Origin of the sequence: Rhizobacter sp., assembly GCF_032229685.1 — a bacterium.
GTDB lineage: Bacteria > Pseudomonadota > Gammaproteobacteria > Burkholderiales > Burkholderiaceae_C > LMDS01.
In genome coordinates this window covers 49,220-74,342 of record NZ_JAVTWP010000046.1, presented here as the reverse complement: position 1 = coordinate 74,342, position 25,123 = coordinate 49,220, and the positions used below count along the sequence as shown (strand labels likewise).

The window sequence follows — 25,123 nt, the reverse complement described above, 5'->3', positions numbered from 1 at the left end:
CGCCCTACCTTCGCAACCGAACTGAGCCCCTCTGCGCCATGCTGAACCCTTGCCAGATCAAGACCCCGCTTCCGGAAGACGCCTTGCGTCTGAGCAGCTGCGTGGCGCGCGAGTCGTTGAGCGTGCTCGGCGACATGGACGTCGCCGTGCTCGGCAAAGACCCGAATATTTCTGCCGACAAGCTGCTGGGCAAATCGGTCACGGTCAGCGTGATCATGCGCGACCAGACCACGCGCGAGCTCAGTGGCTACGTCACGCGGTTCACGCAGAGCGGCACCGAAGGTTCGTACTACGTCTACCAGATGACCGTGCGTCCCTGGTTGTGGATGCTCACGCGCACCGCCGATTGCCGCATCTTCCAGGACTTGAGCGTGCCCGACATCGTGAAATCGGTGTTCTCCGACCACCCGGTCGCCGACTTCGAGTTCAAGCTGTTCCGCTCCTACCGCAAGTGGAACTATTGCGTGCAGTACCGCGAGACCGATTTCAATTTCGTGGCACGGCTGCTCGAACACGAAGGCATCTACTGGTACTTCGAGCACGCCAAGGGCAAACACAAGCTCGTGCTCGTCGACTCGTCGAGTGCCCATGACAGCACCCCGGGCCACGGCACGCTGCCTTACCACGGCAACATGGGGCAGACGCCGCCCGACATCGATTGCGTCAACCACTGGGCCGTGTCGCGCGAGGTCGAGCCGGGCAAGGTCGTGCTCACTGACCACGACTTCGAACGCCCTTCCACGTCGCTCAAGGTCGAGAAGGCCCGCACGCGCAGCTACGACCTGTCGGACGCCGAAGTCTTCGACTACCCGGGCGGCTACACGCAGTCGGCCGACGGTACGCAATACGCCGAGAACCGCATGGACGAGCTGCAAAGCGACTTCGAGGCTTTTCACGGTGCGGCCAACACCGTGGGTCTGCGCGCCGGCCACACGCTCAAGCTGCAGCGCCACCCGCGCGACGACCAGAACGCCGAATACCTCGTCACCTCGACCACGCTGCAGATCCAGCACCCGGGCTACGAGTCCGACGCCGGGCACGCGGTGTTCCAGTGCGATTTCGGCGCCATCGCAACGGGGCAGCAATACCGTCCCACACGTCGTACACCGAAGGCGTCGGTCAACGGCCCGCAGACGGCGGTCGTCGTCGGCCCCTCGGGCGAAGAAATCTTCACCGACAAGTACGGCCGCGTGAAGGTGCAGTTCTACTGGGACCGGCGTGGCACGAAGAACGAGAAGAGCTCGTGCTGGGTCAGCGTGTCGCACCCCTGGGCCGGGAAGAATTTCGGTGTGATCCACATTCCGCGCATCGGCCAGGAAGTGGTGGTCGGCTTTCTCGAAGGCGACCCCGACCGCCCGATCATCATCGGCCGCGTGTACAACGCCGAGCAGATGCCGCCCTGGGAACTGCCGGCCAACGCCACTCAGTCGGGCATTCTCACGCGCTCGTCCAAGGGCGGCAGTTATGCGAACGCCAACGCGATCCGCTTCGAAGACAAGAAGGGCTCGGAGCAGCTCTGGATCCACGCCGAGAAGAACCAGGACATCGAGGTCGAGAACGACGAGACGCACTGGGTCGGGCACGACCGCAGAAAGACGATCGACCATGACGAGACGGTGCACGTCAAACACGACCGCACCGAAACGGTCGACAACAACGAGACGATCACGATCGGCGTGAACCGCACCGAGTCGGTGGGCCGCAACGAGACGATCTCGGTCGGCTCGAACCGCAGTGTCAGCGTCGGCGCAAGCGAAACCAAGACCGTGGCGATGCAACGCAGCCATGCGGTCGGCGTGAACGAGAGCATCGCGATCGGTGCCGCGCAAGAAGTGGCGATCGGCGCCTACCAGACCGTCAGCGTCGGCGCGAGCCAGGACATCACTGTCGGCAGCAACCAGTCCACCAGCGTCGGCGCCGACCAGTCGGCCACCATCGGCGCGAACCGCACGGTCGAGGTCGGCAAGGACCTGAAGACCGTGGTGGCCAAGAACGAAGTGCGCGAAATCGGCGAGGCTCGCACCACCAAGATCGCCAAGGACGACAAGTGGCAGGTGGGCAAGAAGTTCTATCTCGAAGCGGCCGACGAGATCACGCTCAAGACCGGCGACGCGAGCATCGTGATGAAGAAAGACGGCACGATCGAGATCAAGGGCAAAGACATCACGATCACCGGCAGCGGCAAGATCGGTGTGAAGGCCTCGGGCGACATGGTGCTCAAGGGCTCCAAGATCGCGCAAAACTGAGGCGGCGCCGGCCATGCTGCAGGTCGTCAACCACACGCCGTTCGTGGCCTCGCTGTCGGTGTTCCCCGACCCGGCGGGTGTCGAGAGCGCTTATGCCGTGGTGAAAGCCACGTTCCGGTTCGGCCCGCAAGGCCCCGAGCTGGCAGAGCAACAAGCGCCGCTGCTGGCCGCCGACGTGTTCTGGGGCGACCCGATGCAGACCAGCCTGCGCGCTGCCGGTGAGTTCGCGCTGCTCAAGCCCGCCACCGACGTGTTGCTGATCGGGCGCGCCATCGCGCCCGTGGCCAACACGCGCGTCGCCGATGTGAGCCTGAGGGTCGGCCCCGTGGCGCGCACTGTGCGCGTCTTCGGCGATCGCCACTGGGAAAAGGCGGGCGGCAAGTGGCGCCCCTCCGAGCCGCAGCCCTGGGAACGCATGCCGTTGCGCTGGGAGCTGGCCTGGGGTGGCATTGCTCCGCAGAAGGGCGACGAAGTGCCCGAGCACGAGCCGCGCAACCCCGTCGGGCGTGGCATCGTCGGCCGCGACGGCGTGCCGGCCGACGCGCAGCCCTTGCCCAACCTCGAAGACCCGAAGGCCTTGCTCGCATCACCGACCGACCGGCCCACGCCCGCCTGTTTTTCGCCGATCGCACCGACCTGGCTGCCGCGGCGCAGCTTCGCCGGCACCTACGACGACGCGTGGATCAGCGGCCGTGCGCCCTACCTGCCGCTCGACTTCGATGCACGGTTCTTTCATGTGGCGCCCCCCGAGTTGATCGCGCCGGGCTTCCTGCGTGGTGGCGAGCCGGTGGAACTGGCAGGCTTCACGGCAGGCGCGCCGATCCGCTTTCAGCTCCCGGAGTGCGGGCTTGATCTGGCGTTCGACTTCGACGGCGCCAGCGTGCCGAAACCGCTCCAGCTGGAAGCGGTGTTGTTCGAACCCGATGCCGGGCGCTTCCAGATGCTGTGGCGTGCCGCGCTGGCCGTCGACAAGAAGCTGCTCAAGCTGAAGCAGATCGTGGTGCGCAGCAGCGCCTTCGAACGCGACGGTTCGAAGCCGCGGCCCCTCGGTGCGCTGAACAGCCTGCCGCCGAGCTACGCCGCCGCGTGAAGCCATGAGCGCCACGCCTGAACTCGTGATCGCCAGCGCCGGTGTCGTGACGCCGATCGGCCTGAGCTTGGCCGAGACGGCCGCCTCGGCCCGTGCGCGGGTCGCACGCCTGCGCGAAATCGAGTGGCGCGACCGGCGCTTCGAGCCCTTCATCGTGGGCACGGTGCCCGACGACGGCTTGCCCCCGCTGGCGGACGGTCTCGCCGAGCTGCCGCTGCAATACCGCGAAGCGCGCATGCTGCGGCTGGCGCATGTGGCCCTCGAAGAAGCACTGGCTCCGCTGCAAGGCAAGGCGGGTTCGATCCCCCTCTTGCTCGGCCTGCCCGAGCAACACACGACGCTGCCGTTGCAGCCGAAGAAGTTTCTCGCCCACCTCGGCCTGCAGATGCCCGGTGCGCTCGACATCGAACGCAGCGTGGCCGTGTCGCGCGGCCGCGCGGGCGGCTTGATGGCCTTGCGCGAGGCGGCGGCTCGGCTGGCGCGCGGCGATGCAGACTTCGTGCTGGTCGGCGGTGTCGACTCGCTTGTCGACCTGTACGTGCTCGGCACGCTGGACCTGCAGGGGCGCATCCGCAACGAGGTCAACAGCGACGGTTTCAGCCCGTCGGAAGGTGCGGCCTTCCTGTTGCTGTCGCGCGCCTCGACGGCGCGAGAGAACGGGTTGACGCCGCTGGCGAGCCTGCTCGGCCATGCGCATGGCCACGAACCGGGGCATCTTTACTCCGACGACAAGTACCTGGGCGAAGGCCTGGCGGGCACCTTCGCGAGCCTGCTCGCGGAAACGCCGCCGCCCGAGCCGATCGCCAGCGTCTACAGCAGCTTCAACGGCGAGCGCTACTGGGCGCGCGAATTCGGTGTGGCCCGCCTGCGCCACTCTAAGAACTTCATGCCCGAGCACCCGATGGAACACCCGGCCGAGTGTTTCGGCGACATGGGTTCGGCGCACGGCCCGGCGCTCGCCGCGCTGGCGGCGCACGCCGTGCAGCAGGGCTACCGGCAGGCGCCGTGTCTCGTGTATGCCTCGTCGGACCACGGCGACCGCGCGGCCTCGTTGCTCGGCCGGCTGCAATGAAGAACTTCTGGAGAAGCTGAACCATGCCCTGCACCGTCCACAACATCACCGGTTTTGCCCACAAGGGCAGCGGCGGCATGAGCATGGTGTTCCCCGATGTGTGCAAGACACCGGCGCCGCCGGCACCCTTCGTGCCGATCCCCTACCCCAACATCGGCAAGTCGGCAGACACCTCGCAAGGCACGACCAAGGTCGAGGCCGACGGCAACATGGTGATGGTCAAGGGCGCCAAGTACATGATGAGCGCGGGCGACGAGCCCGGCAGCATCGGCGGCATGATCAGCAGCGTGTTCAAGCAGGAATGCGAATACCTGATGTACTCGTTCAACGTGATGCTCGAAGGCAAGAACGTGTGCCGCATGGGCGACCCGTTGTGGCACAACAAGAAGAACATCTGCGGGTGAGGCGGCCATGACACAACTGGGTGAAGCCGTCGCGATCGGCGTCTTGTCGGAATCCGAGCTCGAGTGCCCGCTCGACCACAGCGACATCACGCCGATCAAGAGCGAGAACAACTTCGTCGGTGATGGCGGAACGCTCGGCAAGAACATGGAAGCGGCCAAGAGCGCCATCACCTACAAGCCCAACCTGCCGAATGCGCCACCGAAAAGACCGTACCCTGAAACCGATGCCAACAACAGCTGGCCGGTGGTGGTCGACGGCCACAACTACCCGGTGACCTGCGCCGCGCATCACCTGATTCCGGCGCAGGCTTCGCTGAAGAAGTCGGTCGCGCTGCACAAGTGGATGGTCTACAAGAAGCAGTCCGAGCCCCTGGGTGGCAGCGGGTCGGCGACGGGCAAGGTCTGGGCCGACGTGGGTTACGACGTCAACGGCGTCGAGAATGGCGTCTGGTTGCCGGGCAACTACGCGGTGGGTGGTGCCACGGGGGGCACGGCCGAATGGACGTCGGCGCCGAGCGCGCTCGACAACGAAAAGGCGAGCGCCAAGGCCGCTCCGCCCGCGCCACCGCAGAGCCGGCAACTGACGGGGATGCGCCACACCTTCTTCGACAACAACCGCAAGGGTCAGTACGTGATGGGCGCGACTTACCTGTACAACGCGCAGTTCCACGACAGCCATGGCGATTACAGCCTGTTCGTCACCGGCATCCTGGACAAGATCGCGCAGGCCTACCAGGAGAGAAAGCTCGATCTCCAACCTTCATGCCCGAAGTGCAAGGAGCGCCTGAAGAAGGTGGCCGACGAGGGCATTCCGACGCACTTCATGCTGGCCCACCGTTTGAACGGTGTGTCCGATCGGCTGTCTCGCTACCTGATCGGCAAGCGTGGGCATGCGCAGGTCTACACGTCGAGCTGGGGCCGTGGGGCGCACCTCGAAGGCATGCACATGGTCTCGAGCAACTCCCCGCCGATTCTCGAGGGCTGATCGTGCCCTTTCCAGCCCACATCATCTGACGGAGCGCGTGTGTACTTCATGCTTGTGTGCCAGTCCCCCGTCGACGCAGAGCCGGCGTTGCTGACCTATCAGCCCGACGAATCGGCGAGTGGCGAGCTGCGCACGTGGAAGTCGTGCAAGCGTTTTGCCGACGCACCCCCGGCCCCGATCGAGGTGACGATCGATGAAGGAGAGTCCGGCGTCGTGCTCGAGCTGTACGACGCCACCATCGCCTTGATGTCCCGCCGTCTGGCCGAAGTGCTGCAGGCAGCGGGTGTCTCCAACGTCGACTACTACGATGTCGTCGTGCACGACCTCGAGACGAAGCAGAAGCACGTGTCGCACGTGGCGTTCAACATCGTGGGCAGTATCGCGGCTGCCGACCTCGGCAAGTCGAGTTTCAGCGCGCCCGATGGCCCGATGGTTTCCGTCGATTTCGACAAGCTCGCCATCGATGAGCAGCGGGTCAGAGGCGCCTTGTTCTTTCGCCTGGCCGAGTCGGTCAACGGCATCGTCGTGCACGAGCGCGTCAAGAAAGCCATCGAGGCCGCAAACATCGACACACTCACGTTTCTGGCCCCTGAAGAGTGGGTCGGCTGAAAGGAATGCACCGCATGAAAACGAACCGTGTCCTGAGACCCGCCGAGCTCGTTGCCAACGAAGCCGACGCCGTCGATCGCTCCCCGGTGCGGGCCACGCTGATCGAGATCTCCGACGCCGGCGAGGTGCTGGTCGAGAGTGCCACGGGCACGTGGCTGTGCGACGTGCTTCAGCAGCCCCAGGTCGGTCCGGCCTGGTTGCCTGGCGACCGGCTGCTGGTCTTGCCTCCGCAAGACGGCGAACCCGGCGTGGTGCTGGGGCGTGTCGGCCGATACCAGGCTCGCCAGCCGGTTCAGCCCGAGGTCGTGATCGAAGCCAGCCATTCGTTGGTGCTCAAGTGTGGCGAAGCCTCTGTCGACCTGCGAGCCGACGGCAAGGTCATGGTGCGCGGCGAAGACGTGCTGCTGCGCGCCAAGGGCACGCAGCGCATTCGCGCCGGCACGGTGTCGATCAACTGAGCGGCCCACGGACACGCCATCCCGCATGACCGCTTCGCGCGCGCGCCACATCGCCGACCTGCTGCAGGTCCACCTCGAAGAGCTGGCTTTCCTCTGGGGCCAGCGTCGCGAGGCACTCGGCTCGCGCAAGCACACGCTGCGTGAATACGGCGAGCTGAACGAGCGCATCGAAGCCCATCTTCGAGGGCTGCTGGTCGCCGAACCGGAGCATCTCAGTTCGTGGCTTCAACCCCAGTTGACGGGCGTCGAACGTGACGACGTCTTTGCTGCCGCGTACTCGCTGCTTCGCCTGGCCGAGCCGGCCTCGACGCACAGCGTGGTGGTCGAGTTCTCGCGCGCTGCGGGGCCGGCGCTCGCGGGCTTGCGCGATGCGCTGAGCGTGGCCCCGCACGCACTGTTCGCCGCCGAGATGCAATCGGCGCTCGATCAGGCCAAGCCGACCACCGCGGCGGCTGCTGCCGTGGTGCTGGCCAACCACCGGCTGCTCGACAGCGCGTCGCCGCGTCTGGCGCGCTTGCTCGAAGACCCCGACGCCAGCGTCTGCGAGCTCGCCTGGCGCGCTGCCACGGCCGCCGATGCGGTGGCGCCACTGGCCGCACCCAAGCGCCCGTTCAACCACGCGCTGGCGCACGACTCGCCCGCCGTGCGCAGCGCGGGCTGGGCGGCCGCCGCCTGGTCAGGCCAGACGCGCGCGCTGCCGCTGCTGCGCCAGATGGCCGAAAGCGGCGACGCGCCTGCACTGCACTGGCTCGCCGTGCTCGGTACTGAAGAGGACGTGCCGCTGCTGCAAAAGGCCGCGCTTGCAACACCCGATGTGGGCGCGCGCTGCGTGCTGCTCGCGCGCTTCGGTCACCCGTCTGCCCTGAACGCGTTGCTGCACTGGATGGGTGGCGACGATCTCGCGCTCGCCGCTGCGGCCGGCGGAGCCTTCACGCGCATCACCGGCGCCGAAGTGCGGGGCCGGCGCCAGCAGTTGCCGGTGCCGGAAGGCGCCGACGAGTTCAGCCGCGAAATGGCGCCCGAGGTGTGGTTGCCCGACGTGCCCAGCGCGCGCGCGCTGCTCGAGCGGCGAGGCCCCGAGTGGGCGGCAGGCAGGCGCTGGTGCAACGGGCTCGATCTCGATCTCGATCGCGACAACCCGCGCGAATGGCTGACGCAGCTCGACCTCGAAGCACGCTGGGAGCTGGCGGCCCGCGCTGCGCTGGCAGGGCGGCCGGTGTCTGCCCCGGCGCCCGTTCACTGAGCCGGCGCGGCACTTTTGCCACGTCGTGCGGCCGCAGTTCACAAAGCGGTGGGCAGGCTTTTCCGAGCGCGCAGTGGCATGTGACTTTCGTTGATTGCCGCCCCGGCGCCAGTCACCGATAAAGGCGGTATTGCCCACCATGCCGCGCACGAGAGCACCCGCAGCCACATTCTTCCCGGCCCACGCACCATGAATCTCGTCATCCGCGCCCAGACCCTCAACGATCGGCCGCTGTCGCAAGCGATCGTCGGCTGTTTCGACCTGAAAGGCGGCACGATCGGCCGCTCCGACACCAACACCATGGCGCTGCCCGACCCGGAACGCCACATCTCGCGCCTGCAGGCCGAGGTCAGCGCCCAGAGCGGTGGCTTTTCAATCCGCAATTCCGGTGCCGCCAACGCGATCTTCATCAACGGCCGGGCCCTCGCCCCCGGCGAAGGCAGCCTGCTGTCGAGCGGCGACGAGCTGCGCATCGGCGGTTACGCGCTGGGTGTGATGGTCGAGGCCGAGAACGAAGTCGTGCGCACCATCACGCAAGGCCGGGCGGTGATCGATGCGCGCGCCGTGATCGTCGGCTCGGCGGTCGAGAACCGGACCGACCCGCGCAACATGGGCGTCGGGCGAAAGGCGCCTGCTGCGGCGCCCGATCCGGTGGTTCCGCCGCCGTTGGCGGCGCCCGCCAGTGGCGCTTCGAATCCGTTTTCCGATCTGTTGGCGGCGCCGGCGGCATCGGCGTCTTCTGCCGACGACCCGTTCGCGTTTCTCGGGGCGCCGGGCGCCGGCTCGGCGGCGTCGGCCACGCCGAGCGCCGCACCCGCCGGCGCACCGGCGCGCTTGCCCGACGATTTCGACCCGTTCGCCGGTCTTCTTGCCAGCCCCCCGCCGGCGAAGCCCACGGCTGCCTCTGCGGCACCGGTGGGTGCCAACGACCTGCTCGCCTCCATCGGCGCCAGTGCCGGCCCGGCGCAGTCGCTCGACGCGAGTTTTGGCCTGGGTGGGGCCGCGGCTGCGTCGTCGGCTGACCCCTTGGCCGCCTTCATGGCGGGCGCGTCGGCATCGGGCGCTGCCAGCCCGATGGCCGGCGCGGCTTCGGCGAGCACCGACCCGTTTGCGATGTTCGGAGCCGCTCCTGCGGCTCGACCGCCCGGGCCCGCTGCCTTCAACCACACACCCGAACTGAAGGGTGCCTACGAGCCGCCGCCGATCGTCCACGAAACACGGCCTGCGATCCGCCAGGTGGCGCCGGCGCCGATCGTGGCACCGAGCCCGGTCGCCGCACCAGCGGCCACCGATCCGTTCGCCGGGCTCGGGCTCGGCCCGGCGCCTTCGAGCGACCCGCTGGCGGCGTTCATCGCCGCGGCGCCTGCGCCGGCAGCCAAAGTGCCTGCTGCGCCCGCTGCTGCAGCCGCCACGCCGGCCCGAAGTGCCGAACCGACTGCGGCGGCCGGTGCGGCGCCACACGCCCCTGACGCGTTGTGGGCAGCCTTCTGCGAAGGCGCGGGCGTCGACGTGGCGCTGCCCCAGGGCCTGACGCCCGAGCAGATGCGCGTGCTCGGAACCATCCTGCGCGAGGCTGTCGACGGCACCTTGCGCCTGATGGCGGTGCGCGCGACCGCCAAGACCGAATTGCGCGCGGCCGTGACCACGATCCGCGCCCGCAACAACAACCCGCTCAAGTTCTCGCCCAGCGCCGACGTGGCGCTCGGCCAGATGTTGCAGCCGCCGCTGCGTGGCTTCATGGCCGGGCCGGTGGCCATGCAGGACGCGATGCACGATCTGGTGGGCCACAGCATCGGCACCATGGCCGGCATGCGGGCGGCGCTGGCCGGTGTGCTGGCGCGTTTCGAGCCGGGCCAGCTCGAAGCCAAGCTGGCCGGCAAGAGCATGCTCGACAGCCTGATGCCGGGCGGTCGCAAGGCCAAACTCTGGGACTTGTACCTGCAGCATTTCGAGTCGATCCGCAACGATGCGCACGACGACTTCCACAACCTCTTCGGCGCTGCATTCGTCGCCGCCTACGAAGAGCAGCTCGATCAGCTGCCCCCGCCGCGTGGCTGACGCGGCCCATGCGTTCCTTCAGTTCATCTTCCTCCGCCACCATGCCCGATGTCGTGATCGCCAGCCGCAGTGAGGTCGGAGCGCGAAGCCGCAACGAAGACTATCTTCAGCACGGCGCTTTCGACGCGGGCTGGTATGCGGTGCTCTCCGATGGCGCAGGGGGCCACAGCAACGGCGCGGTCGCTGCCGACCTGGTGGTGCGCATGGTCGCGCACGAACTCGGCAGCCAGCTCACGAAGCAGGGCCGCGAACAACCGGCGCTCGACGAGGTGGTGCACACCGCGAACGATGCGCTCAACCGTCAGCAGCAAGGCTTGCGCGGTCAGAAGCGCATGCATGCGACGCTGGTGATGCTCTGGATCGCCAAGGGCTCACGCGAGGCCATGTGGTCACACGTCGGCGACTCGCGTCTTTATCTTCTGCGCCAGGGCCGCGTCGCCCAGGTCACGCGCGACGACAGCGTGGTGCAGACCATGGTCGACGCCGGCCTGATCGCCCCCCACGAAGCGCGCAGCCATTCGCAGCGTAACCAGCTCATCGCTGCGATGGGCTCCGACGAACCGATCGAGCCCCACGTGAGCGAACCCGGCTTCGTGGTGCAGGACGGCGATGCCTTCCTGCTCTGCTCCGACGGCTGGTACGACCGCCTCGAAGAAGCCGACATCGAACACTGCCTGGCCGAGGCCGGCAGTGTCGAAGACTGGCTCGACGGCATGCAGGCGCTGGTGCACGAGCGCCAGCGCGCCAACCAGGACAACTTCAGCGCGGTCGCGGTGTGGGTGGGCAACCCGGCCGAAGTCACGCGCATCGGGCCTTTGTGAGCGGCCACATTCAAACCAGTCAGATTCGAACCAAGGAAACCATCATGCAAACGAAACCCTTCGCGCCTGCCCTTTCACACCGCACCACCTTGGCCCAGCGCCTGGCCACGGCGGGCATCGTGTCGTGCCTCGTGTTCTCGCAAACGGTCTGGGCCCAGGCCGGCAACGGCAAGGTGCTGAGCGGCAAGGCCGTGACAGAGAACAACCTGCTGGATGCACTGACGCCTGCCGCTGCGGCGCCGGCTGCTGCACCCGCTGCGGCGGGCGATGGCAATGGCGATGCCGACGTGGCGGTGCGCACCCGCAGCCTGCGCGTCACCTCCAACACACCTTCGGCTGCCGCCGTGGCGCCACGCAAGAAAGCCAGCGCGTCGCTGCTGATCACCTTCGAGACCAACTCGGCGCAGCTCACCGCGCGCTCGAAAGAACAGCTCGATGTGGTGGCGGCGGCGCTCAAGAACGATCGCCTGAAGGACTTCAGCTTCGAGGTGGAAGGCCATGCCGATTCGCGCGGTGCGGCCGACGCCAACCAGTTGCTCTCGCAGCAACGCGCCGAGAGCGTGCGCGCCTACCTGGTGGGCAGCCACAGCATCGCCGAAGCCCGCCTGCGCGCCGTGGGCAAAGGTGACACCGAGCCCATGAACACCCGCGACGTGGCTGCTGCCGAAAACCGCCGCGTCACCATCACGACGATCACGCAGTAAGCGGCGCCGGCGCCGCAAGCCGGGCTACTTGCCGGGGGCTTCTTCGGCGATGCGGATCAGTGTGGCGCCGAACTCCGCCGGGCACGCCACCCCGACCACGCAGCGTGCCGTGCCCGCATAGACGCTGCTGTCGGCGGGCGCCGTCGGCCACAGCCGCTGCAGCGTGGCGAGGTCGAACTCCGACAGCGGGTTGGCCGGCTTGAGGCCGACGCCCGAGAAGTCGCGCGGCGAGCGCGACACCATCGTCACGATGTGGTTCACGCCGGGCGGGCCGCCGGCGTCGATGTTCCAGCTTTCACGCGGCAGCACCATCTCGGTGTCGGCAACGATGCGGTTCTTGGCGTCGTTGGCGTTCGGGAACAGCAGCGTGAGGCCGGCATTGTCGGTGCCGCTGAAGAACACATACAGGTAGCCGGCCTCGCTCGACTTGACGCGAAACTTCATGCGGTCGCGGCCGATCACGAGGCTCTGCTTGTCGGCCAGCGTGTTGACCGAGATCAGTGGGTCGGAGTGGCGCACGATGTCTTCGAGCGCGGCCACCGTGCTGAACGGCCCTCGAACGGGGGCAGCGGTTTCGGGCAAGGCTGCCGCCGGCGTGGCCGCGCTGCTCGCGGCGGCAGCCACGGCCGGCGTGGTCACGGCCGAAGGCGCGGCGGCTTCGACGGGCTTTGCACTTCCGCGGGTCAGGAACCAGGCCACGCCTGCGCCCACGGCCAGCAGGGCCACGCCCGCGATCAGCGGCACCTTCGACTTGCGCGCCGCCGGCGCGGCTGTAGGCGGGCGGACGTCCGACTGTGGCGCGGCGAGCGCCCCGAAGCCGGTCGAGGGTGGCCCACCGGCGGGTTCCAGCAGCACCGGCGCCGGGGCGATCGTCGGGCGGATCAGCGTCACGTCGTCGCCCGCGTCGGGCTGCTCGGTGGCGAACAGGCTGGCGCGCAACGAAGCGATGTCTTGCGGCCGGTGTTCGGGCCGCACCGCCAGACCGTGGTCGATCGCAGCCAGGAAAGCCGCCGAATACCGCCCGCGGGCGCTTTCCGAGACCGGCATCATCTCGTCCTTCATCAGCCGGCCGACCGAAGGTGTCGGTGCGCGACCGGTGATGCCGGCGTACAGCACGGCGCACAGCGCGTACACGTCGGTCCACGCGCCCTGTTTCATCGAAGGCACTTCGGCGTATTGCTCGACCGGCGCGTAGCCGGGTTTGAGTATCACGGTCAGCGCCTGTGTCGCGTCGCCGATCACGCGCCGCGCTGCGCCGAAGTCGAGCAGCAGCGGTTTGAGCTGCGAGCCGAGCAGCAGGATGTTGTCGGGCGCGATGTCGCGGTGGTAGCAGTGGTCGTTGTGGATGATCTGCAGCGCGTCGAGCAGCGGCCGAAGCAGGTTCTTCAACCACGCTTCGTCGGGTGGGTGCGGCGACTGCTTGAACAGCATCTTCAGCGTCGGCCCTTCGTAGAACGGCATCACCATGAAGGCCGTGCCGTTCTGTTCCCAGAAGCGGTACACCTTCACCAGCGACGGATGGTCGAACGACGCGAGCAGCCGCGCTTCGTTGACGAAGCTGCGCAGGCCGAGCTCGAAGGTTTCGCGGTGGCGCTCCGAGCGCAGCGAGATGCCGTGGTCGGCGCCGCGGGTGGCGAGCGAGCTCGGCATGTATTCCTTGAGCGCCACGGTGCGCTGCAGCTGCAGGTCGTGGGCGAGGTAGACGATGCCGAAGCCGCCCTCGCCCACCACCTGCACGATCTCGAACTCGTGGATCTTGTAGCCGGCCGGCAAGGCGTTGCCACCTTCGCCCGGCGGGGGCGGCACCGGGCGCACGCTGGCCATGGTGGTGGCGAACTCGGTGAAGGCCGACGGCGCGCCGCTGTTCTCGGTCAAGGCCGCGCTCCCGAGAGTGCAGCGCCCGCGCGTTGAAGGAACGTCATCTTCACCAGGTGCCTTCGAGCATGTGAATGAAGGAATCGCCGCCGGGCAAGCCGACCGCCGTGCTCAGGCTGCTCGGGCCCGAACCCGGGCGCAACGACCACCACAACGAGCAGCCCCGAAAGCGCCGCAGGCTTTCGACCACCGCCAGCTCGTTCAGGCATTGCGCGAGCGTCACGCCAGCGGCCAGTTCGTGGCGGCTGCGTTCGGGCCATTGTGCCGCAGCCCAGGGCGCGGCCGGCTCGCTCGCCGGCAAACGGGGCGCTTGCGCCAACTCGCTTTCGAATTGCTCCAGGCTGCCGCCCGGTTGCAGTGTGCCGAGCGCGGCGCGGGCGATGCCGGAATACCAGCGTTCGAGCTGGTGCAGGGCGTCGCTGCTTTGTGGCGCTTCGGCACAGGGCTGGGTGACCAGCAGCGGGAAGTACCGGCCGACGTTGTCGACACTCGGCATCATGAGGCCGAACCACCAGCGCGCGTCGATCACGCCGGGCGCGAGCGCAAAGCGCCACAGCGGGCTCGTGAGGTAGACGTTCAGCCAGCGCTCGCCGAGCTGGCCGCGGCTGGCTTCGACCCCGCGCGCGAGCCAGGTGTCGAAGACCTGGGCCGTGTCTTGCGGCAGGCGCCGGCTGGCGAAGTCGCCCAGGCAGGCCAGCTTGCCGAACCAGGCCGGCACGGGGTCGAGGGTGGTGCTGAAATCGGTCACCGTGATCGCGCCGAACTCAGATCGCGTTGGGGCAGCCGAACGCCGCGATTTCCGGCAGCTTGAACGGGTTCACGACGCTGCTCGCGGTGACTTCGAAGGTGGCCTTGCGGTTGTCGACGTTGAAGGTCACCTTGAAGCGCTCGGGCCCGCCCGACTGCACGAGATTCAGCTTGTCGAACATGCGGAACAGCGCCCACGGCCCTTCGGTCACCAGCCCGGAAGTGCCGCCCGCGATCGCGGGTTGCAACTGCACCCGCACCTGGGTGCTGCCTTTCGGGCCGGGCCACTGCACGGCGGTGGGGATCTGCGGGCCGTGCGCGTACTTGACAAGCTGGCCGTCGAGGTCGAGCGTGAACTGCGTGATCGACTCGTCCATCTCCTGCGGCTTGAAGTCGAGCCGCAAGCCGGCCGCCTTGCCGCCGGAGCGGAAGAAGGTGTCGCGGATGACCGCCGCACGCTGGAACTGTGCGAGCGTGCCGCTGTCCTTGCCGAGCGATGTTTCGCCGAGCTGGCGGAAGCTCCAGGGCCGCGTGTTGGTGTCGACCAGCGCCGCGAGGTTCTTCTGGAAGAACTCGTCGAACAGGCCGCCGGGCGAGAACAGGCGCGAGAAGTCGTCTTGCGTCACGTCGGTCGTGCTGTTGCGCGAGAAGGGGTAGCGACCGGCGATCGCCTGGCGGCAGAACTCGCCGATGCTCGAATTGACGCCGCTGCTGATGTTGCTGCGCATCTCGCGCGCCACCGCGGCGCCGCTGCTGGCCGAGAGCGTGTTCATCAGGCTGCGCAAGGGCTCGGGCAAGCGCGCGGCTTCACCCTTGACCTTGTTCGGCACTTCCGACGGCGGCGGTGCGTTGCCCCCTTTCACCGCAGTGTCGGCGGCGTTGAGCAAGGCATAGACCTCGTTGATCAGCGCGATGGTGCCGTCGATCGGTGCCGGCCCGCCGGGTGTGCCCGGCTTGACGAGCTGGCGCAGGCCTTCGAAGCGGTCGTCGACGATGCGCTCGATGCGCGCCACCGGCGCGGCGGCCGGCGCGTTCTTGTCGCGCAGCATGCTGAGCAACTGCTCGCGTGACTTGTCGATCGTGCTCTTGGCCTTGTCGCTCGCCTGTTCGACGACCGACTTCGACTCGGTGGCCGTGAGCGTGGTCTCGCGCACCAGCGCGCGCATCAGCGGCGCGAGCGGGTTGTCGGGCGCCGAAAGAATGCGCGCCATCTGCACCGACTGCGCCAGGTTGCCCATCGGCAGCATGCGGATGTCGGCGATGTAGGCTTCCCAGAGCTTGGCGTATTCGAGCAGGTAGGCGCGCCGCACTTCGTCGGTCAGGCGGCCGAGCGCGAGCGGGTCGCGCAAGGCGGCCGAGCGCGAAGCCTCGGGCAGGCCGAGCACCCAGCCTTCTTCGTCGCGCAATTGCTTGGTCGTTTTCTCGACCTCGGGCTGAAAGCCCTTGTAGTAACCGTCGTAGGTGAACAGGCCCGGCACGCCGCGTGTGATCGGCTGGCCGCTGGCGCGCGCGAAGACGAGCGGCGCGCTCGTGCCGGCCGCCTTGGCGATGCTGAACTCGGGGATGTCGGCGCCCACGCCTTGCAGGCGGATGCGGTTGTAGACGCGCTGCGCCAGCGGCACCGAAGCGAGCTTGGCGCGCACCTGCGCGATCAGGGCCTTGTCTTCGGGCAGTGGTGACACGGTCGCGCCTTGCGCGAGCAACGCGTCGAGGTGCGATTCGAGCGCGGTGCGCTGCTCGGTCGTCACGTCGCGCGGCAGGTTCACTTCCCAGTCGACCATCACGTAGAGCTTGAGCGCCTGCGCGTCGAAGTGCTCCGGGTCCTGCAGCATCATGTAGGCCTTCAGGGCCTCGTACTGCGACTCGGGGTTGTCGAAGCTGCGCTTGAGCTGGTCTTCCACACGCAGCGCGATGCGTGGCTGCACCGCGTCGACCAGCATGCGCTTGTAGACCTGCTGCGTCGCCGAGTCGAGCTTGCGGCCCTGGTACAGGCCGAAGCCGAGCGACCACGGCACGCTGGCCTGCTCTTCCACGGCCAGCGCCTTGGTGGCGGCCAGTGCCGGCAGCAGCACGGTGATGTCGGACGACGCGCGGTTCGGCGTGGCCTGCACCAGCTGGCGCACGCTGTCGACCTTGGCCGTCACTTCGGCCACGTACTTGCGGTTGTTCAGGTAGCTGATCGTCCAGGCGGCGGTGGCAGACACGAACACCAGCCCGATCAGCGCGTAACCGCCGGCCGCCAGCAGTGAGCGCCGGCGTTCCCACTTCAGGTTGGTGCCGGCGAGTTCGGCTTCGCTGAACACCACCTCTTGCAGCAGGCGCGAGAGGAAAAAGCTCTTGCCGCTGGCCTGGTTTGCCGGCACCGGCGTGCGCGCGAGGCGGTAGGTGCGGGCGATGCTGCCGAGCATGCGGTCGATCGGTGTGCCTTCCTGTGTGCCGCTGATGAAGTACACACCGCGCAGCAGCGGGCGCTCTTCGAACTGCGACGGCGAGAACACCTTGTCGACGAATTCTTTCAGCACCCCGCGCAGCCCCGCGAACTGCTGCGGGAAGGCGTAGATGCGGGCGCGGCGGGCCGGGTCACGTTCGCTTTGAAGGCGGTCGATCAGGCCGTCGGTGAGGCGCGCCTGGAGCAGGTCGAACTCCTGTGGCAGCGAGCTCGGGTCGGTGCGCTGTTGCGCGTCGAGCGCGAAGGTGAAGCCCCACGGGTCCTGGCGCACCTCTTTGCTCGCGTCGCCCAGGTAGTCCATGAACCCGGCCAGCAGGTCGGTCTTGGTGACGAGCAGGTAGATCGGGAAACGGATGCCGAGATGCTGGTGCAGTTCCTGGATGCGCGTGCGCACGGCAGCGGCGTATTCGGCACGTTGCGTGGCGTTGCGCGTGAGCAGGTCGGGCACCGACACCGTGACCAGCACGCCGTTGACCGGCTGGCGCGGCCGGCTCTTCTTGATCATGCCAAGAAAGCCGGTCCAGGCTTTCTGGTCGGTGTCGCGGTCGCTGTCTTGGGTGGTGTAGCGCCCGGCGGTGTCGATCAACACGGCCTGGTTGGTGAACCACCAGTCGCAGTTGCGGGTGCCGCCCACGCCGCGCACCGCCGCGTCGCCCATGCTCGCGGCGAGGGGGAATTCGAGGCCGGAGTTGAGCAGCGCGGTCGTCTTGCCCGAGCCCGGCGCGCCGATGATCACGTACCAAGGCAGCTCGTACAGGTAACGCTGGCCGACGCGTGCCGAGGCGCTCGACCACAGGCTGCGGTTGCCGGCGAAGCGTGCCTGCTTCAGCGTGGTCAGTGCCTTCTGGAACCGTTCGTTGATCGTGGCGAGTTCGGCGCTCGCGGCGTCACCACCCGCCTTGGGCGCGTCGGCGAGCATGTGGTTCACGACCGCGGTGTTGGTGCGTCGCGCACTAAAGGCTTTCCAGGCCTTCTGCAGCACGTAGAGCAGCACGATCGTGCCGATCACTGCCAGCCGCACGGTGGCGCTCTCGAGCGGCCGCGCTTCGCCGATGCCGATCATCGGCCCGACGATCCAGATCAGCAGCGAGATCGCCAGCAGCCCGAGGATCGCGAGCACCCAACCGTTGAAGATCCACCCGACTATTTTCTTCATGAAGCCGCTCCGGTGCGGGCCGCCACCAGCGTGACTTCGACACGCCGGTTGATCGCGCGGTTGCCTGGCGTGTCGTTCGCGACCACCGGTTCTCCGTCGGCGCGCCCTTCGGCGGCCACACGCGCTGGTGCCACGCCACGCGAAACCAGAATGCCGCGCACCGCCTTGGCACGTTCTTCCGACAGGTGCCAGTTCGACGGGAAGCGCACCGAGCGGATCGGCTGGTTGTCGGTGTGGCCGGTCACGAGGATCTGACCCTGCACCTGCGCCAGTGCTTCAGCGATGCGCTTCATCAGCGCTTCGCGGTCGTCGCTCAGGCTCGCGCTGCCGGGCTCGAACAGGCCGTCACCGCGGATCGTGATCACGCTGCGGTCGAGGTCGTCGCGCACCGCCACCAGGCCGGCCTTGATCTCGCTCGCCAGAAACTGCGCCAGGCGCGGTTTGGGCGCGGGCTGCACCACGGTCGGCGTGGGCGGCAACAGGCGCAGGCTCTGGATCTGCCCGAAGGTCGGGTCGGACACGCCGCCCAACGACATCGACAGCGCGAAGTAAAGACCGAGCAGCACTGCCGCGGCCACCACCCCGGTGACCCACAGCGGCAGCCAGGTCAGGAAGGGCCGCCGCTTGAGCGTCTGGCCGCGCCAGTGTTCGGCCAGCGGCTGGGCGTAACCACCGCGCTCTTTCTTCAGGATCTGCGCGAGCCGGTCGCGCACCGCTTCGAGTTGCGCGAGGCCGCCGTCGACCACGCGGTAGCGGCCCTGGAAGCCGAGGCACAGCGCGGCGTAGATCAGCTCCAGCAGGTCGCGGTTGGCGGCCGGGTTCTCGGCCAGCTTGGCCATCAGCTGGAAGACCTTTTCGCCGCCGCCGGTTTCGTTGTGGAACATCGCCAGCAGGCTGTATCGGCCCCAGGCGCCCGAGCCACCCCAGGGCGTGCTGGCAGCAGCCTCGTCGAGCAAGGTGCACAGGATGTAGCGCGCGGCCATCACCCGCTCGGGCGCGATGCCTTGCTGCGGAGCTTTCGCGTCGAACTCGCGTAGGCCTTGCGCGAGCGATTCCTTCAGCACGCCGGGGTCGGGCAAGTGGCTCGTGGTGCGGATCTGCGGCACCACCGCGAGCAGCGGGTTGGCGAGCGCGAGCAGCGGGTTCAGGCCGGTGTCGGGGGCGCTGAGATCGGCCACCACGTCGGCTGCGCCGGCGCTCGGCATCGCGCCCGGCTGCGGCGTGGCAGGCGCCCGCGCGCCCGGGTTCGGCATCACGAAAGTGCGCTGGTTTTCCACCGCCGCGAACGGGTCGCTGAACGGGTCGTTCGGATTGGCAGGGCTCATGGCAACACCTCAGGGATCGGGGCGACAGCGCGGCGGCGAACGCAGCCCTATTGGCGGATCGCCCACAGCTCGAGCTCGAGCCCGGGGAAGTCGCCGGCGGTGTGGATCACCAGGCTTCCGCTCTTCTCGAACTGGCGCCACAGGTCGCTGCCACGTTCGAGCTCGAAGTAGAAATACCCGGCGTGGTAGGGCAACTGGCGCGGCGCCACCGGCTGGCCTTGCAGGCCGATGCCGGGCAGCTGCAGGTTGACGAGATCGCGGATGCGGTCGACCGGGCCGACCTTGGTCTGCGCCACGAAACGCTGGCGCAACTGTTCCGGCGGCATCTGCGCGTTGACGGCCAGCATGAACACACCGCTGCGCACCAGCTCGAGGTCGGGCACGACGGCGGTGCGCACACCGTGGTTGCGCTCGGTCAGTTCGATCTGGATCGCGTTCTGTTCGAGCACCACCGACAGCATCTTGCGCAGCTCGCCGATCACCGGCGAGAAGCAGCCGCGCAGGTCATCGTGCCGGTAAAGCGGGAACTCGGGCGGGCGGCGCGCCGTCGACGCGAAGGTCGACAACTCGCCGGCCAGCTGGAGGCAGTCGGCATACAGCGCCATCGGGTGTGAGTTGGGCGCGCTCGCGTGCTGGCGGAACAGCGGCTCGGCGCGGTTGAGCACCTGCAGCATCATGAAGTCGGCCAACTCGGAAACACCGCTGCTGAGCTGGCCCATGCGGCCGGCCAGCGCTTGCGAACGCTGGCTGATCAGGCCGTGCAGCAGGCGCGTGCTGCTGGCCAGCGAGTCGGTCGCGTCGAGCACCACGGCCGGCGGGATGTAGCTGCGATCGAGCAGCACCTGGTTGTCGCTGCGGCGCTCGCTGACCTCGGCCACGCCGATCACGGTGTAGGCGTCGCTCAGGTCCTTGGCACGCACCAGGCGCAGCTTCAGGCGCCCGGTCTGGATGCTCGCCGGCTCGTCGGAGGCGCTGGTGTGGTCGCGCACGTTTTCTTCGGTGGCTTCGAGGCGGCTCGTGTCCTGGCTGGCGGCGTCGCCGAAGTCGACTTCGGAAACCCCTTCACGGCTCAGTGGCAGCGCCAGGTAGACGAGCTCGCTCTTCAGGTCGGCCGGGATATCGAGCGGTGCCGGCGGCGCGTCGAGCTGCGGAATGGCGAAGGGCGTGCCGTCGGGCAACACGCCCGAGGCGCGGGCGATGCCGACACGGCCGAGCGCGAGCAGCGTGTCGTCGAGCACCAGTTCGACCAGGCCCCAGGCGTAGGGCGAGACACAGCGTGCACGCGCATCGACCAGGCGCGACACATAACGCGCCTCCTGCTGAAAGTGGTGCGGCTGCAGGAACATGCCCTGCGACCAGACCACCGAGCTGCGCCAGCTCATTGGGCCACCACACTTCCCGAAAGACTGATCGCATCGGCCTTGATCGTGACCGCGTTCTTCAGGCCCGGCTTGACCGCAATCAGCGTCTTCCAGCGCGCATGTTCGATGTCGCGGTAGGCGGCCATCACGCCGATGAAACGGACCTCGGCACCGACCGTCTTTTCCCAGGGGCGGCTTTCGCCCGGGCGCATCGTGAACTCTTCGCGGCCCACCATCTCGGCGCCGAGCGTGGCCTGGTCGCGGTCGTACAGCGACAGGAAGTCGGAGGCCTCGAAAGCCGCCGCCGACTTCAGCTCGTAGATGCGCACCACCAGCGGCGAGGCGCGCTTGCGGGCGTCGGGGTTCACGTCGGCGGCCGCCTGCACCGACGCCTTGACCGACGTGGGCTTGGGCGCCGGCGGCGCACTCGAACAGCCGGCGAGCAGCGCGAACAAGGCCAGTGTCAGGCCTTGCAACGCACGAACCGGCACCCGGCGGGTGCCCTCGATGGCGGCGATCATGCGCATGCGTCTTCTCCGTCAGCCCATTCGGGCGAAGTCCGTCGAGAATAACGACGGGCCGGCCGACCGAGGCATGACTTAGGTAACACCGCCGGGCGGTGAACCCGCAGCGCCATGCCGCGCTGACGAAGGTCAGTTGATGTGACGCAGACTTGGGCCTACGTTCTGCCCATGAGACCCCGGACCACGCCATGACGTTTTCTGCCTTGCCCCGCCTTCGCCGCGCCGTTGCCGGTGCGCTGCACGGCCTGCTGTTGGCGAGCCTGCCCTTCGTGTTGTGCGCCTGCGCATCCACCCCCGCTGGCAGCGGTGCCGCCGCAGTGCCGGCGGCCACCGTGGCGCCCGGGCCGGGCGTGGCGCCGGCCACCACGTCTGCCGCGCCCGCCCGCACGCTCGACGCCCCCACCGATCTGGCGCCCTCGGCACGTGCCGACGCCGGCCTCGGCACCGACGTGAAGACACGTCATGCGCTGTTCAAGGCCAGCAGCTTCAGCGAGTTGCCGGGATGGGGGCAGGACGACCTCGACACCGCATGGGACGCTTTCCAGACCTCATGCCTGGCACTGGCCAAACGTGACGCCTGGAAGCCGCTGTGCGCCCGCGCCGCGCGCCTGAACCGCAACCCGGTCGAACTGAGGCGCTTCTTCGAACAGGAGTTCGCGCTGTTCCGCATCCTCAACGTCGATGCCAGCCGCGACGGTGACGTGACCGGCTACTACGAACCGCTGATCAACGGCAGCTTGCGCCCCGAGGGCGCTTTCACGGTACCGGTCTATGCCACGCCGAACGACCTGTACACGCTCGACTGGAAGGCCATTCCCGCGGCCCAGCGCCGCGCCACGGTCTACGTGGTGAAGGCGGGGCAGAACCTTCAGGTCGTGCCGAGCCGAGTGCCGGGCAGCTATGCGCTCGACACGACACGCTTCGAGCTCGACACGCGTGACCGCAACTGGCGCGTGCAACTGGTCGGCGACCGCGCCTTGCCGTACCGCACCCGTGCCGAGATCGAATCGAGCGGCCAGATCGACGCACCGGTCGTCGCCTGGGTCGACGACGCGCTCGCGCTGTATGCGATGCAGGTGCAGGGTTCGGGCCGCATCCGGCTGCGCGACGGCACGGTGCTGCGTGTGCAATACGCAGAGCAGAACGGCCACCCTTTCAAGCCGGTGCGGCTGGTGGCCAAGGGCCCGGAGCGGGTGCGCACGCGCAGCATCGGCTCGGGCCCGGAAGAGGCCGAGAGCTTCGAGCTGGCCGATGCAGCGCCCGCAGCTGCAGAGCCCCAAGCCGATGCGCCGCTCGAAGGCGTGACGACGCGTGGCATCAGGCCGGCGGCCGGTGCACCGGCGTCCAAGCCGGCTGCCAATGCTTCGGCTTCCGATGCGCTCGTCGACCAGTTGCTCGGCGGCGCGCAGCGCAAGCACGCGCCCAGACCGGCGACGACGGCCACGGCACCGGCCAGATCGTCGGTTCCGGGCGCGCCGCGCAGCGCGGCGCTCGGCAGCGACCCGAGCTACGTGTTCTTTCGCGTGGCACCCGACCAGTCGCCCGCGCGCGGCCCGGTGGGCGCGCTCGGCGTGCCGCTCACGGCGGGGCGCTCGATCGCCGTCGATCCGCGGGTCACGCCGCTCGGTTACCCGGTCTACATGGCCGCGCCCACACCGGCCGGCTCGTCATTGCCGCTGCAGCGGCTGGTGGTTGCACAAGACACGGGCGGCGCGATCCGCGGCGCGATTCGGGCCGACTTCTTCTGGGGTTCGGGCAACGACGCCGGGAGGCAGGCGATGCGCACCCGTCAGCGCGGCCAGATGTGGTTGATGTTGCCGCTCGCCGAGGCCGGCAAGTTGCGCAGCAGCGGCCTGCTCACGCGCAGCATCGCCGGCGCGGCACGGGTCGACGCCGAGTGCGTGATCGCCGACGACACCTTCTGCTCCGAACCCGAGTGACCCCGGCCAGCGCCTACTTCGCGCTGCGAAAACGCTCGACCTCGAGCGCCGAGACCGCGGCGCCGCGGTTGCCCCAGCTGCCCCGAACGAACGACAGCAGCTGCGCCGTTTCGTCGGTGCTCAGCACGGTCGCGAACGGAGGCATGCCGTAGGGCCGCGGGTTGTCGGCGGTCGTCGGGGCGAAGCCGCCTTCGAGCACCACGTGAACGAGGTTCGCCACCGTGGGCATCGTGACGGCCCGGTTGCCGGCGAGCGCCGGGTAGATGCCGCGCACGCCTTCGCCGGCGTCGCCATGGCAGCCCGCGCAGTGGCGCTCGTAGAGCTTGGCGCCGGGGCCGGTGGGGGCGTAGGGCGCCGACTCGGCGGCCGCCGCGGAAGCGGTCTGCGGCAAGGCCTTCAGGTAAACGGCCATCGCCCGCAGGTCGGGCTCGGACAGGTGCTGTGTGCTGCCGAGCACCACCTCGCCCATCGGCCCGGCGACCGAGCCTCGCGCCGAGACGCCGCGCTTCAACAAGTCCACCACGTCCTGCGTGTCCCAGGCCGCCACGCCGGCTTCGTGCGCGGCGGTCAGTGAAGGCGCATACCAGTTCTGCACCGGGATCAGGCCTCCGGCCAGGTCGAACGGGCTGGCCGTGGCGCCGAGCGCGTTGCGGCTCGAATGGCAGGCGTTGCAATGGCCCAGCCCTTCGACCAGGTAGGCGCCGCGGTCGGCTTCGGCTGTTCGTTGCGGGTCGACCCGGTGCTGGCCGGGCCTGAAATAGAGCGCGCGCCACACCGCCAGCGCCGCCTGCTGGTTGAACGGGAACTTCAACTCGTGCGGCCGGTTGGCCTGTTCCACTGCGGGCACCAGCCGCAGCCAGGCGTGCAGCGCATCGGCGTCGTCGCGGGTGATTCGGGTGTAGTTGGGGTACGGGAACGCCGGGTACAGCAGGCGGCCATCGCGTGAGCGGCCGTTGTGCAGCGCACGCCAGAAGTCGTCGGCCGACCAGCGGCCGATGCCGGTCTTGTCGTCGGGCGTGAGGTTGGGCGCCATGACCGTGCCGAACGGCGTGGGCACGCCCCGTCCGCCGGCATAGGGTGCGCCACCCGGGGTCGTGTGACAACCCATGCAGTTGCCGGCGAGCGCCAGGTAGGCCCCGCGCGAGATCTGCTCGGCGCTGGGCGGTGGGGTGGGCTGGGCCGACAGTGGCGACTCGTCGCGCAGGTTCATGAACAGCAGGCCGGCGATCGCCACCGCCGCCCCCAGCAGCAACACCGCAGCACCGGTGAACCAGCGCCGCCGAGACGGAGCCGCTCTGCGCCGCGCGCTGCGCCGTTGGCTCTTCGGGCGCTCCGGCGGCGTCATGGCCGCGCCTCGGGCACGCCACCACACTTCAGCGGCGGTGCCGCTGGCAGGCTCGGCGCGGGCTTGGCGCCGGCCGGCACCGGCAGCGCGGCGAGCCACTGCGAGAGTGCGCTGATGTCTTCGGGCTTCAGCAAGCCGGCCACCTGCGCCATGCAGTCGGGCGGGGTGGCGTGCCGGTTGCCGGTGCGCCAGGCACCGAGCTGGGCATTGAGGTAGTCGCGCGGCATGCCGATCAGCGCCGGCGTGGCGGGCGCCACGCCCATCAGCGCTTCGCCGTGGCACGCCACGCACGCGGGGATGCGCTGTGCGGCGTCACCTTTCAGCACGAGTTCTTCGCCGCGACTCAGGGCGTCGACGCTGCCGGTTGCGGCTTGTGGCTTCGGATAGGGCAAGTCGAGACTGGCGAAATGGTCGGCGATCTCGCGCAGGTAGGCGTCGCTCAGTGGGGCGAGCAGCTTGTTCATCAGTGTGTACTGGCGCCGGCCGTCGCGAAAGCTCAGCAGCTGGTTGTAGAGGTAGGTCGCAGGCTTGCCGGCGATGCGCGGGTAATAACCGTCGCTCGCGGCCCGGCCTTGCGCGCCGTGGCAGCCGGTGCAGGCGAGCACACGCTGGGCCATGGAGTCTTCGACCTGGGGCGCGGCAAAGGCGCCCTGTGCGCCAGCCGCGAACAGGATCGAGGCGGCCAGCAGTCTTCGTGGAAAGTTCTTCATG

At 68.6% G+C, this 25,123-nt stretch carries 20 protein-coding genes; 12 read left to right on the top strand and 8 right to left on the bottom strand.

Going from position 1 to position 25,123, the window contains the following annotated elements:
* Positions 1-38: 38 nt before the first annotated feature.
* From AC30PD_RS23175 to AC30PD_RS23125, 11 genes are all read left to right on the top strand, one after another.
* The gene (locus AC30PD_RS23175; protein ID WP_489538067.1) at positions 39-2,246 is read left to right on the top strand and encodes a type VI secretion system Vgr family protein; all 2,208 of its coding nucleotides are present in this window, start codon (positions 39-41) and stop codon (positions 2,244-2,246) included.
* Positions 2,247-2,259: 13 nt separating this feature from the next.
* Positions 2,260-3,336, top strand: coding sequence for a DUF2169 family type VI secretion system accessory protein (locus tag AC30PD_RS23170; protein WP_489538066.1), 1,077 nt, complete (start codon positions 2,260-2,262; stop codon positions 3,334-3,336).
* 4 nt (positions 3,337-3,340) lie between these two features.
* The gene (locus AC30PD_RS23165) at positions 3,341-4,408 is read left to right on the top strand and encodes a beta-ketoacyl synthase N-terminal-like domain-containing protein (protein WP_489538065.1); all 1,068 of its coding nucleotides are present in this window, start codon (positions 3,341-3,343) and stop codon (positions 4,406-4,408) included.
* Between the two features lie 23 nt (positions 4,409-4,431).
* Complete coding sequence (locus AC30PD_RS23160; protein ID WP_489538064.1) at positions 4,432-4,812, top strand: DUF4150 domain-containing protein; 381 nt, start codon at positions 4,432-4,434, stop codon at positions 4,810-4,812.
* A gap of 7 nt (positions 4,813-4,819) precedes the next feature.
* Positions 4,820-5,797, top strand: coding sequence for an AHH domain-containing protein (locus tag AC30PD_RS23155; RefSeq protein WP_489538063.1), 978 nt, complete (start codon positions 4,820-4,822; stop codon positions 5,795-5,797).
* A gap of 48 nt (positions 5,798-5,845) precedes the next feature.
* The gene (locus tag AC30PD_RS23150; protein ID WP_489538144.1) at positions 5,846-6,406 is read left to right on the top strand and encodes an imm11 family protein; all 561 of its coding nucleotides are present in this window, start codon (positions 5,846-5,848) and stop codon (positions 6,404-6,406) included.
* 14 nt (positions 6,407-6,420) lie between these two features.
* On the top strand, positions 6,421-6,864 hold the full coding sequence (locus tag AC30PD_RS23145; RefSeq protein WP_489538062.1) for a hypothetical protein: 444 nt from the start codon (positions 6,421-6,423) through the stop codon (positions 6,862-6,864).
* 25 nt (positions 6,865-6,889) lie between these two features.
* Positions 6,890-8,107, top strand: a complete 1,218-nt coding sequence (locus tag AC30PD_RS23140) for a hypothetical protein (protein WP_489538061.1) — start codon at positions 6,890-6,892, stop codon at positions 8,105-8,107.
* A 189-nt stretch (positions 8,108-8,296) separates the two neighbouring features.
* Entirely contained in the window at positions 8,297-10,165 is a 1,869-nt protein-coding gene (gene tagH / locus AC30PD_RS23135) for a type VI secretion system-associated FHA domain protein TagH (protein WP_489538060.1), read from the top strand.
* 41 nt (positions 10,166-10,206) lie between these two features.
* Positions 10,207-10,986, top strand: a complete 780-nt coding sequence (locus AC30PD_RS23130) for a PP2C family protein-serine/threonine phosphatase (RefSeq protein WP_489538059.1) — start codon at positions 10,207-10,209, stop codon at positions 10,984-10,986.
* A gap of 44 nt (positions 10,987-11,030) precedes the next feature.
* Positions 11,031-11,690 carry an OmpA family protein gene (locus AC30PD_RS23125; protein WP_489538058.1) on the top strand — a complete coding sequence of 220 codons (660 nt, stop codon included), beginning with the start codon at positions 11,031-11,033 and terminating at the stop codon, positions 11,688-11,690.
* A 24-nt stretch (positions 11,691-11,714) separates the two neighbouring features.
* Here the strand turns inward: AC30PD_RS23125 and AC30PD_RS23120 are convergent, their stop codons facing one another.
* Genes AC30PD_RS23120 through tssJ form a run of 6 tightly spaced genes read right to left on the bottom strand, consistent with a single transcriptional unit; the run spans position 11,715 to position 21,130 of the window.
* Positions 11,715-13,565, bottom strand: coding sequence for a protein kinase domain-containing protein (locus AC30PD_RS23120; RefSeq protein WP_489538057.1), 1,851 nt, complete (start codon positions 13,563-13,565; stop codon positions 11,715-11,717).
* A 49-nt stretch (positions 13,566-13,614) separates the two neighbouring features.
* A complete protein-coding gene (tagF, locus tag AC30PD_RS23115) occupies positions 13,615-14,313 on the bottom strand; it encodes a type VI secretion system-associated protein TagF (RefSeq protein ID WP_489538056.1) in 699 nt (232 codons plus the stop codon).
* 16 nt (positions 14,314-14,329) lie between these two features.
* Positions 14,330-17,917: a type VI secretion system membrane subunit TssM gene (gene tssM / locus AC30PD_RS23110; protein WP_489538055.1), complete on the bottom strand. Its 3,588-nt coding sequence runs from the start codon at positions 17,915-17,917 to the stop codon at positions 14,330-14,332.
* The gene (locus tag AC30PD_RS23105; RefSeq protein ID WP_489538054.1) at positions 17,914-19,242 is read right to left on the bottom strand and encodes a DotU family type VI secretion system protein; all 1,329 of its coding nucleotides are present in this window, start codon (positions 19,240-19,242) and stop codon (positions 17,914-17,916) included. The genes tssM and AC30PD_RS23105 overlap by 4 nt, the downstream gene beginning before the upstream one ends.
* A 47-nt stretch (positions 19,243-19,289) precedes the next feature.
* Positions 19,290-20,624, bottom strand: a complete 1,335-nt coding sequence (gene tssK / locus AC30PD_RS23100; protein WP_489538053.1) for a type VI secretion system baseplate subunit TssK — start codon at positions 20,622-20,624, stop codon at positions 19,290-19,292.
* Positions 20,621-21,130 (bottom strand): type VI secretion system lipoprotein TssJ, encoded by a 510-nt coding sequence (gene tssJ, locus AC30PD_RS23095; protein ID WP_489538052.1) that lies wholly within the window; start codon positions 21,128-21,130, stop codon positions 20,621-20,623. Before tssJ ends, tssK begins: the two co-directional genes overlap by 4 nt.
* Before the next feature lie 185 nt (positions 21,131-21,315).
* Here tssJ and mltA point away from each other — a divergent pair, with 185 nt between their 5' ends.
* Complete coding sequence (gene mltA / locus AC30PD_RS23090) at positions 21,316-23,067, top strand: murein transglycosylase A (protein WP_489538051.1); 1,752 nt, start codon at positions 21,316-21,318, stop codon at positions 23,065-23,067.
* A 13-nt stretch (positions 23,068-23,080) separates the two neighbouring features.
* Here mltA and AC30PD_RS23085 read toward each other — a convergent pair whose 3' ends face one another.
* Together AC30PD_RS23085 and AC30PD_RS23080 are read right to left on the bottom strand one after the other, a co-directional pair.
* Entirely contained in the window at positions 23,081-24,412 is a 1,332-nt protein-coding gene (locus AC30PD_RS23085; RefSeq protein ID WP_489538050.1) for a c-type cytochrome, read from the bottom strand.
* Entirely contained in the window at positions 24,409-25,122 is a 714-nt protein-coding gene (locus tag AC30PD_RS23080) for a c-type cytochrome (protein WP_489538049.1), read from the bottom strand. Before AC30PD_RS23080 ends, AC30PD_RS23085 begins: the two co-directional genes overlap by 4 nt.
* Between the last annotated feature and the right edge of the window lies 1 nt (position 25,123).

Bases quoted from the DNA above. Each gene is read 5' to 3' on its own strand.
- AC30PD_RS23155 (WP_489538063.1), top strand. From the start codon at position 4,820: ATGACACAACTGGGTGAAGCCGTCGCGATCGGCGTCTTGTCGGAATCC.
- tssJ (WP_489538052.1), bottom strand. From the start codon at position 21,130: ATGCGCATGATCGCCGCCATCGAGGGCACCCGCCGGGTGCCGGTTCGT.
- AC30PD_RS23175 (WP_489538067.1), top strand. From the start codon at position 39: ATGCTGAACCCTTGCCAGATCAAGACCCCGCTTCCGGAAGACGCCTTG.
- AC30PD_RS23105 (WP_489538054.1), bottom strand. From the start codon at position 19,242: ATGAGCCCTGCCAATCCGAACGACCCGTTCAGCGACCCGTTCGCGGCG.
- tssM (WP_489538055.1), bottom strand. From the start codon at position 17,917: ATGAAGAAAATAGTCGGGTGGATCTTCAACGGTTGGGTGCTCGCGATC.
- AC30PD_RS23140 (WP_489538061.1), top strand. From the start codon at position 6,890: ATGACCGCTTCGCGCGCGCGCCACATCGCCGACCTGCTGCAGGTCCAC.
- AC30PD_RS23145 (WP_489538062.1), top strand. From the start codon at position 6,421: ATGAAAACGAACCGTGTCCTGAGACCCGCCGAGCTCGTTGCCAACGAA.
- AC30PD_RS23130 (WP_489538059.1), top strand. From the start codon at position 10,207: ATGCCCGATGTCGTGATCGCCAGCCGCAGTGAGGTCGGAGCGCGAAGC.
- AC30PD_RS23165 (WP_489538065.1), top strand. From the start codon at position 3,341: ATGAGCGCCACGCCTGAACTCGTGATCGCCAGCGCCGGTGTCGTGACG.
- AC30PD_RS23150 (WP_489538144.1), top strand. From the start codon at position 5,846: ATGCTTGTGTGCCAGTCCCCCGTCGACGCAGAGCCGGCGTTGCTGACC.
- mltA (WP_489538051.1), top strand. From the start codon at position 21,316: ATGACGTTTTCTGCCTTGCCCCGCCTTCGCCGCGCCGTTGCCGGTGCG.
- AC30PD_RS23170 (WP_489538066.1), top strand. From the start codon at position 2,260: ATGCTGCAGGTCGTCAACCACACGCCGTTCGTGGCCTCGCTGTCGGTG.
- AC30PD_RS23085 (WP_489538050.1), bottom strand. From the start codon at position 24,412: ATGACGCCGCCGGAGCGCCCGAAGAGCCAACGGCGCAGCGCGCGGCGC.
- tagH (WP_489538060.1), top strand. From the start codon at position 8,297: ATGAATCTCGTCATCCGCGCCCAGACCCTCAACGATCGGCCGCTGTCG.
- tssK (WP_489538053.1), bottom strand. From the start codon at position 20,624: ATGAGCTGGCGCAGCTCGGTGGTCTGGTCGCAGGGCATGTTCCTGCAG.
- AC30PD_RS23080 (WP_489538049.1), bottom strand. From the start codon at position 25,122: ATGAAGAACTTTCCACGAAGACTGCTGGCCGCCTCGATCCTGTTCGCG.
- AC30PD_RS23160 (WP_489538064.1), top strand. From the start codon at position 4,432: ATGCCCTGCACCGTCCACAACATCACCGGTTTTGCCCACAAGGGCAGC.
- AC30PD_RS23125 (WP_489538058.1), top strand. From the start codon at position 11,031: ATGCAAACGAAACCCTTCGCGCCTGCCCTTTCACACCGCACCACCTTG.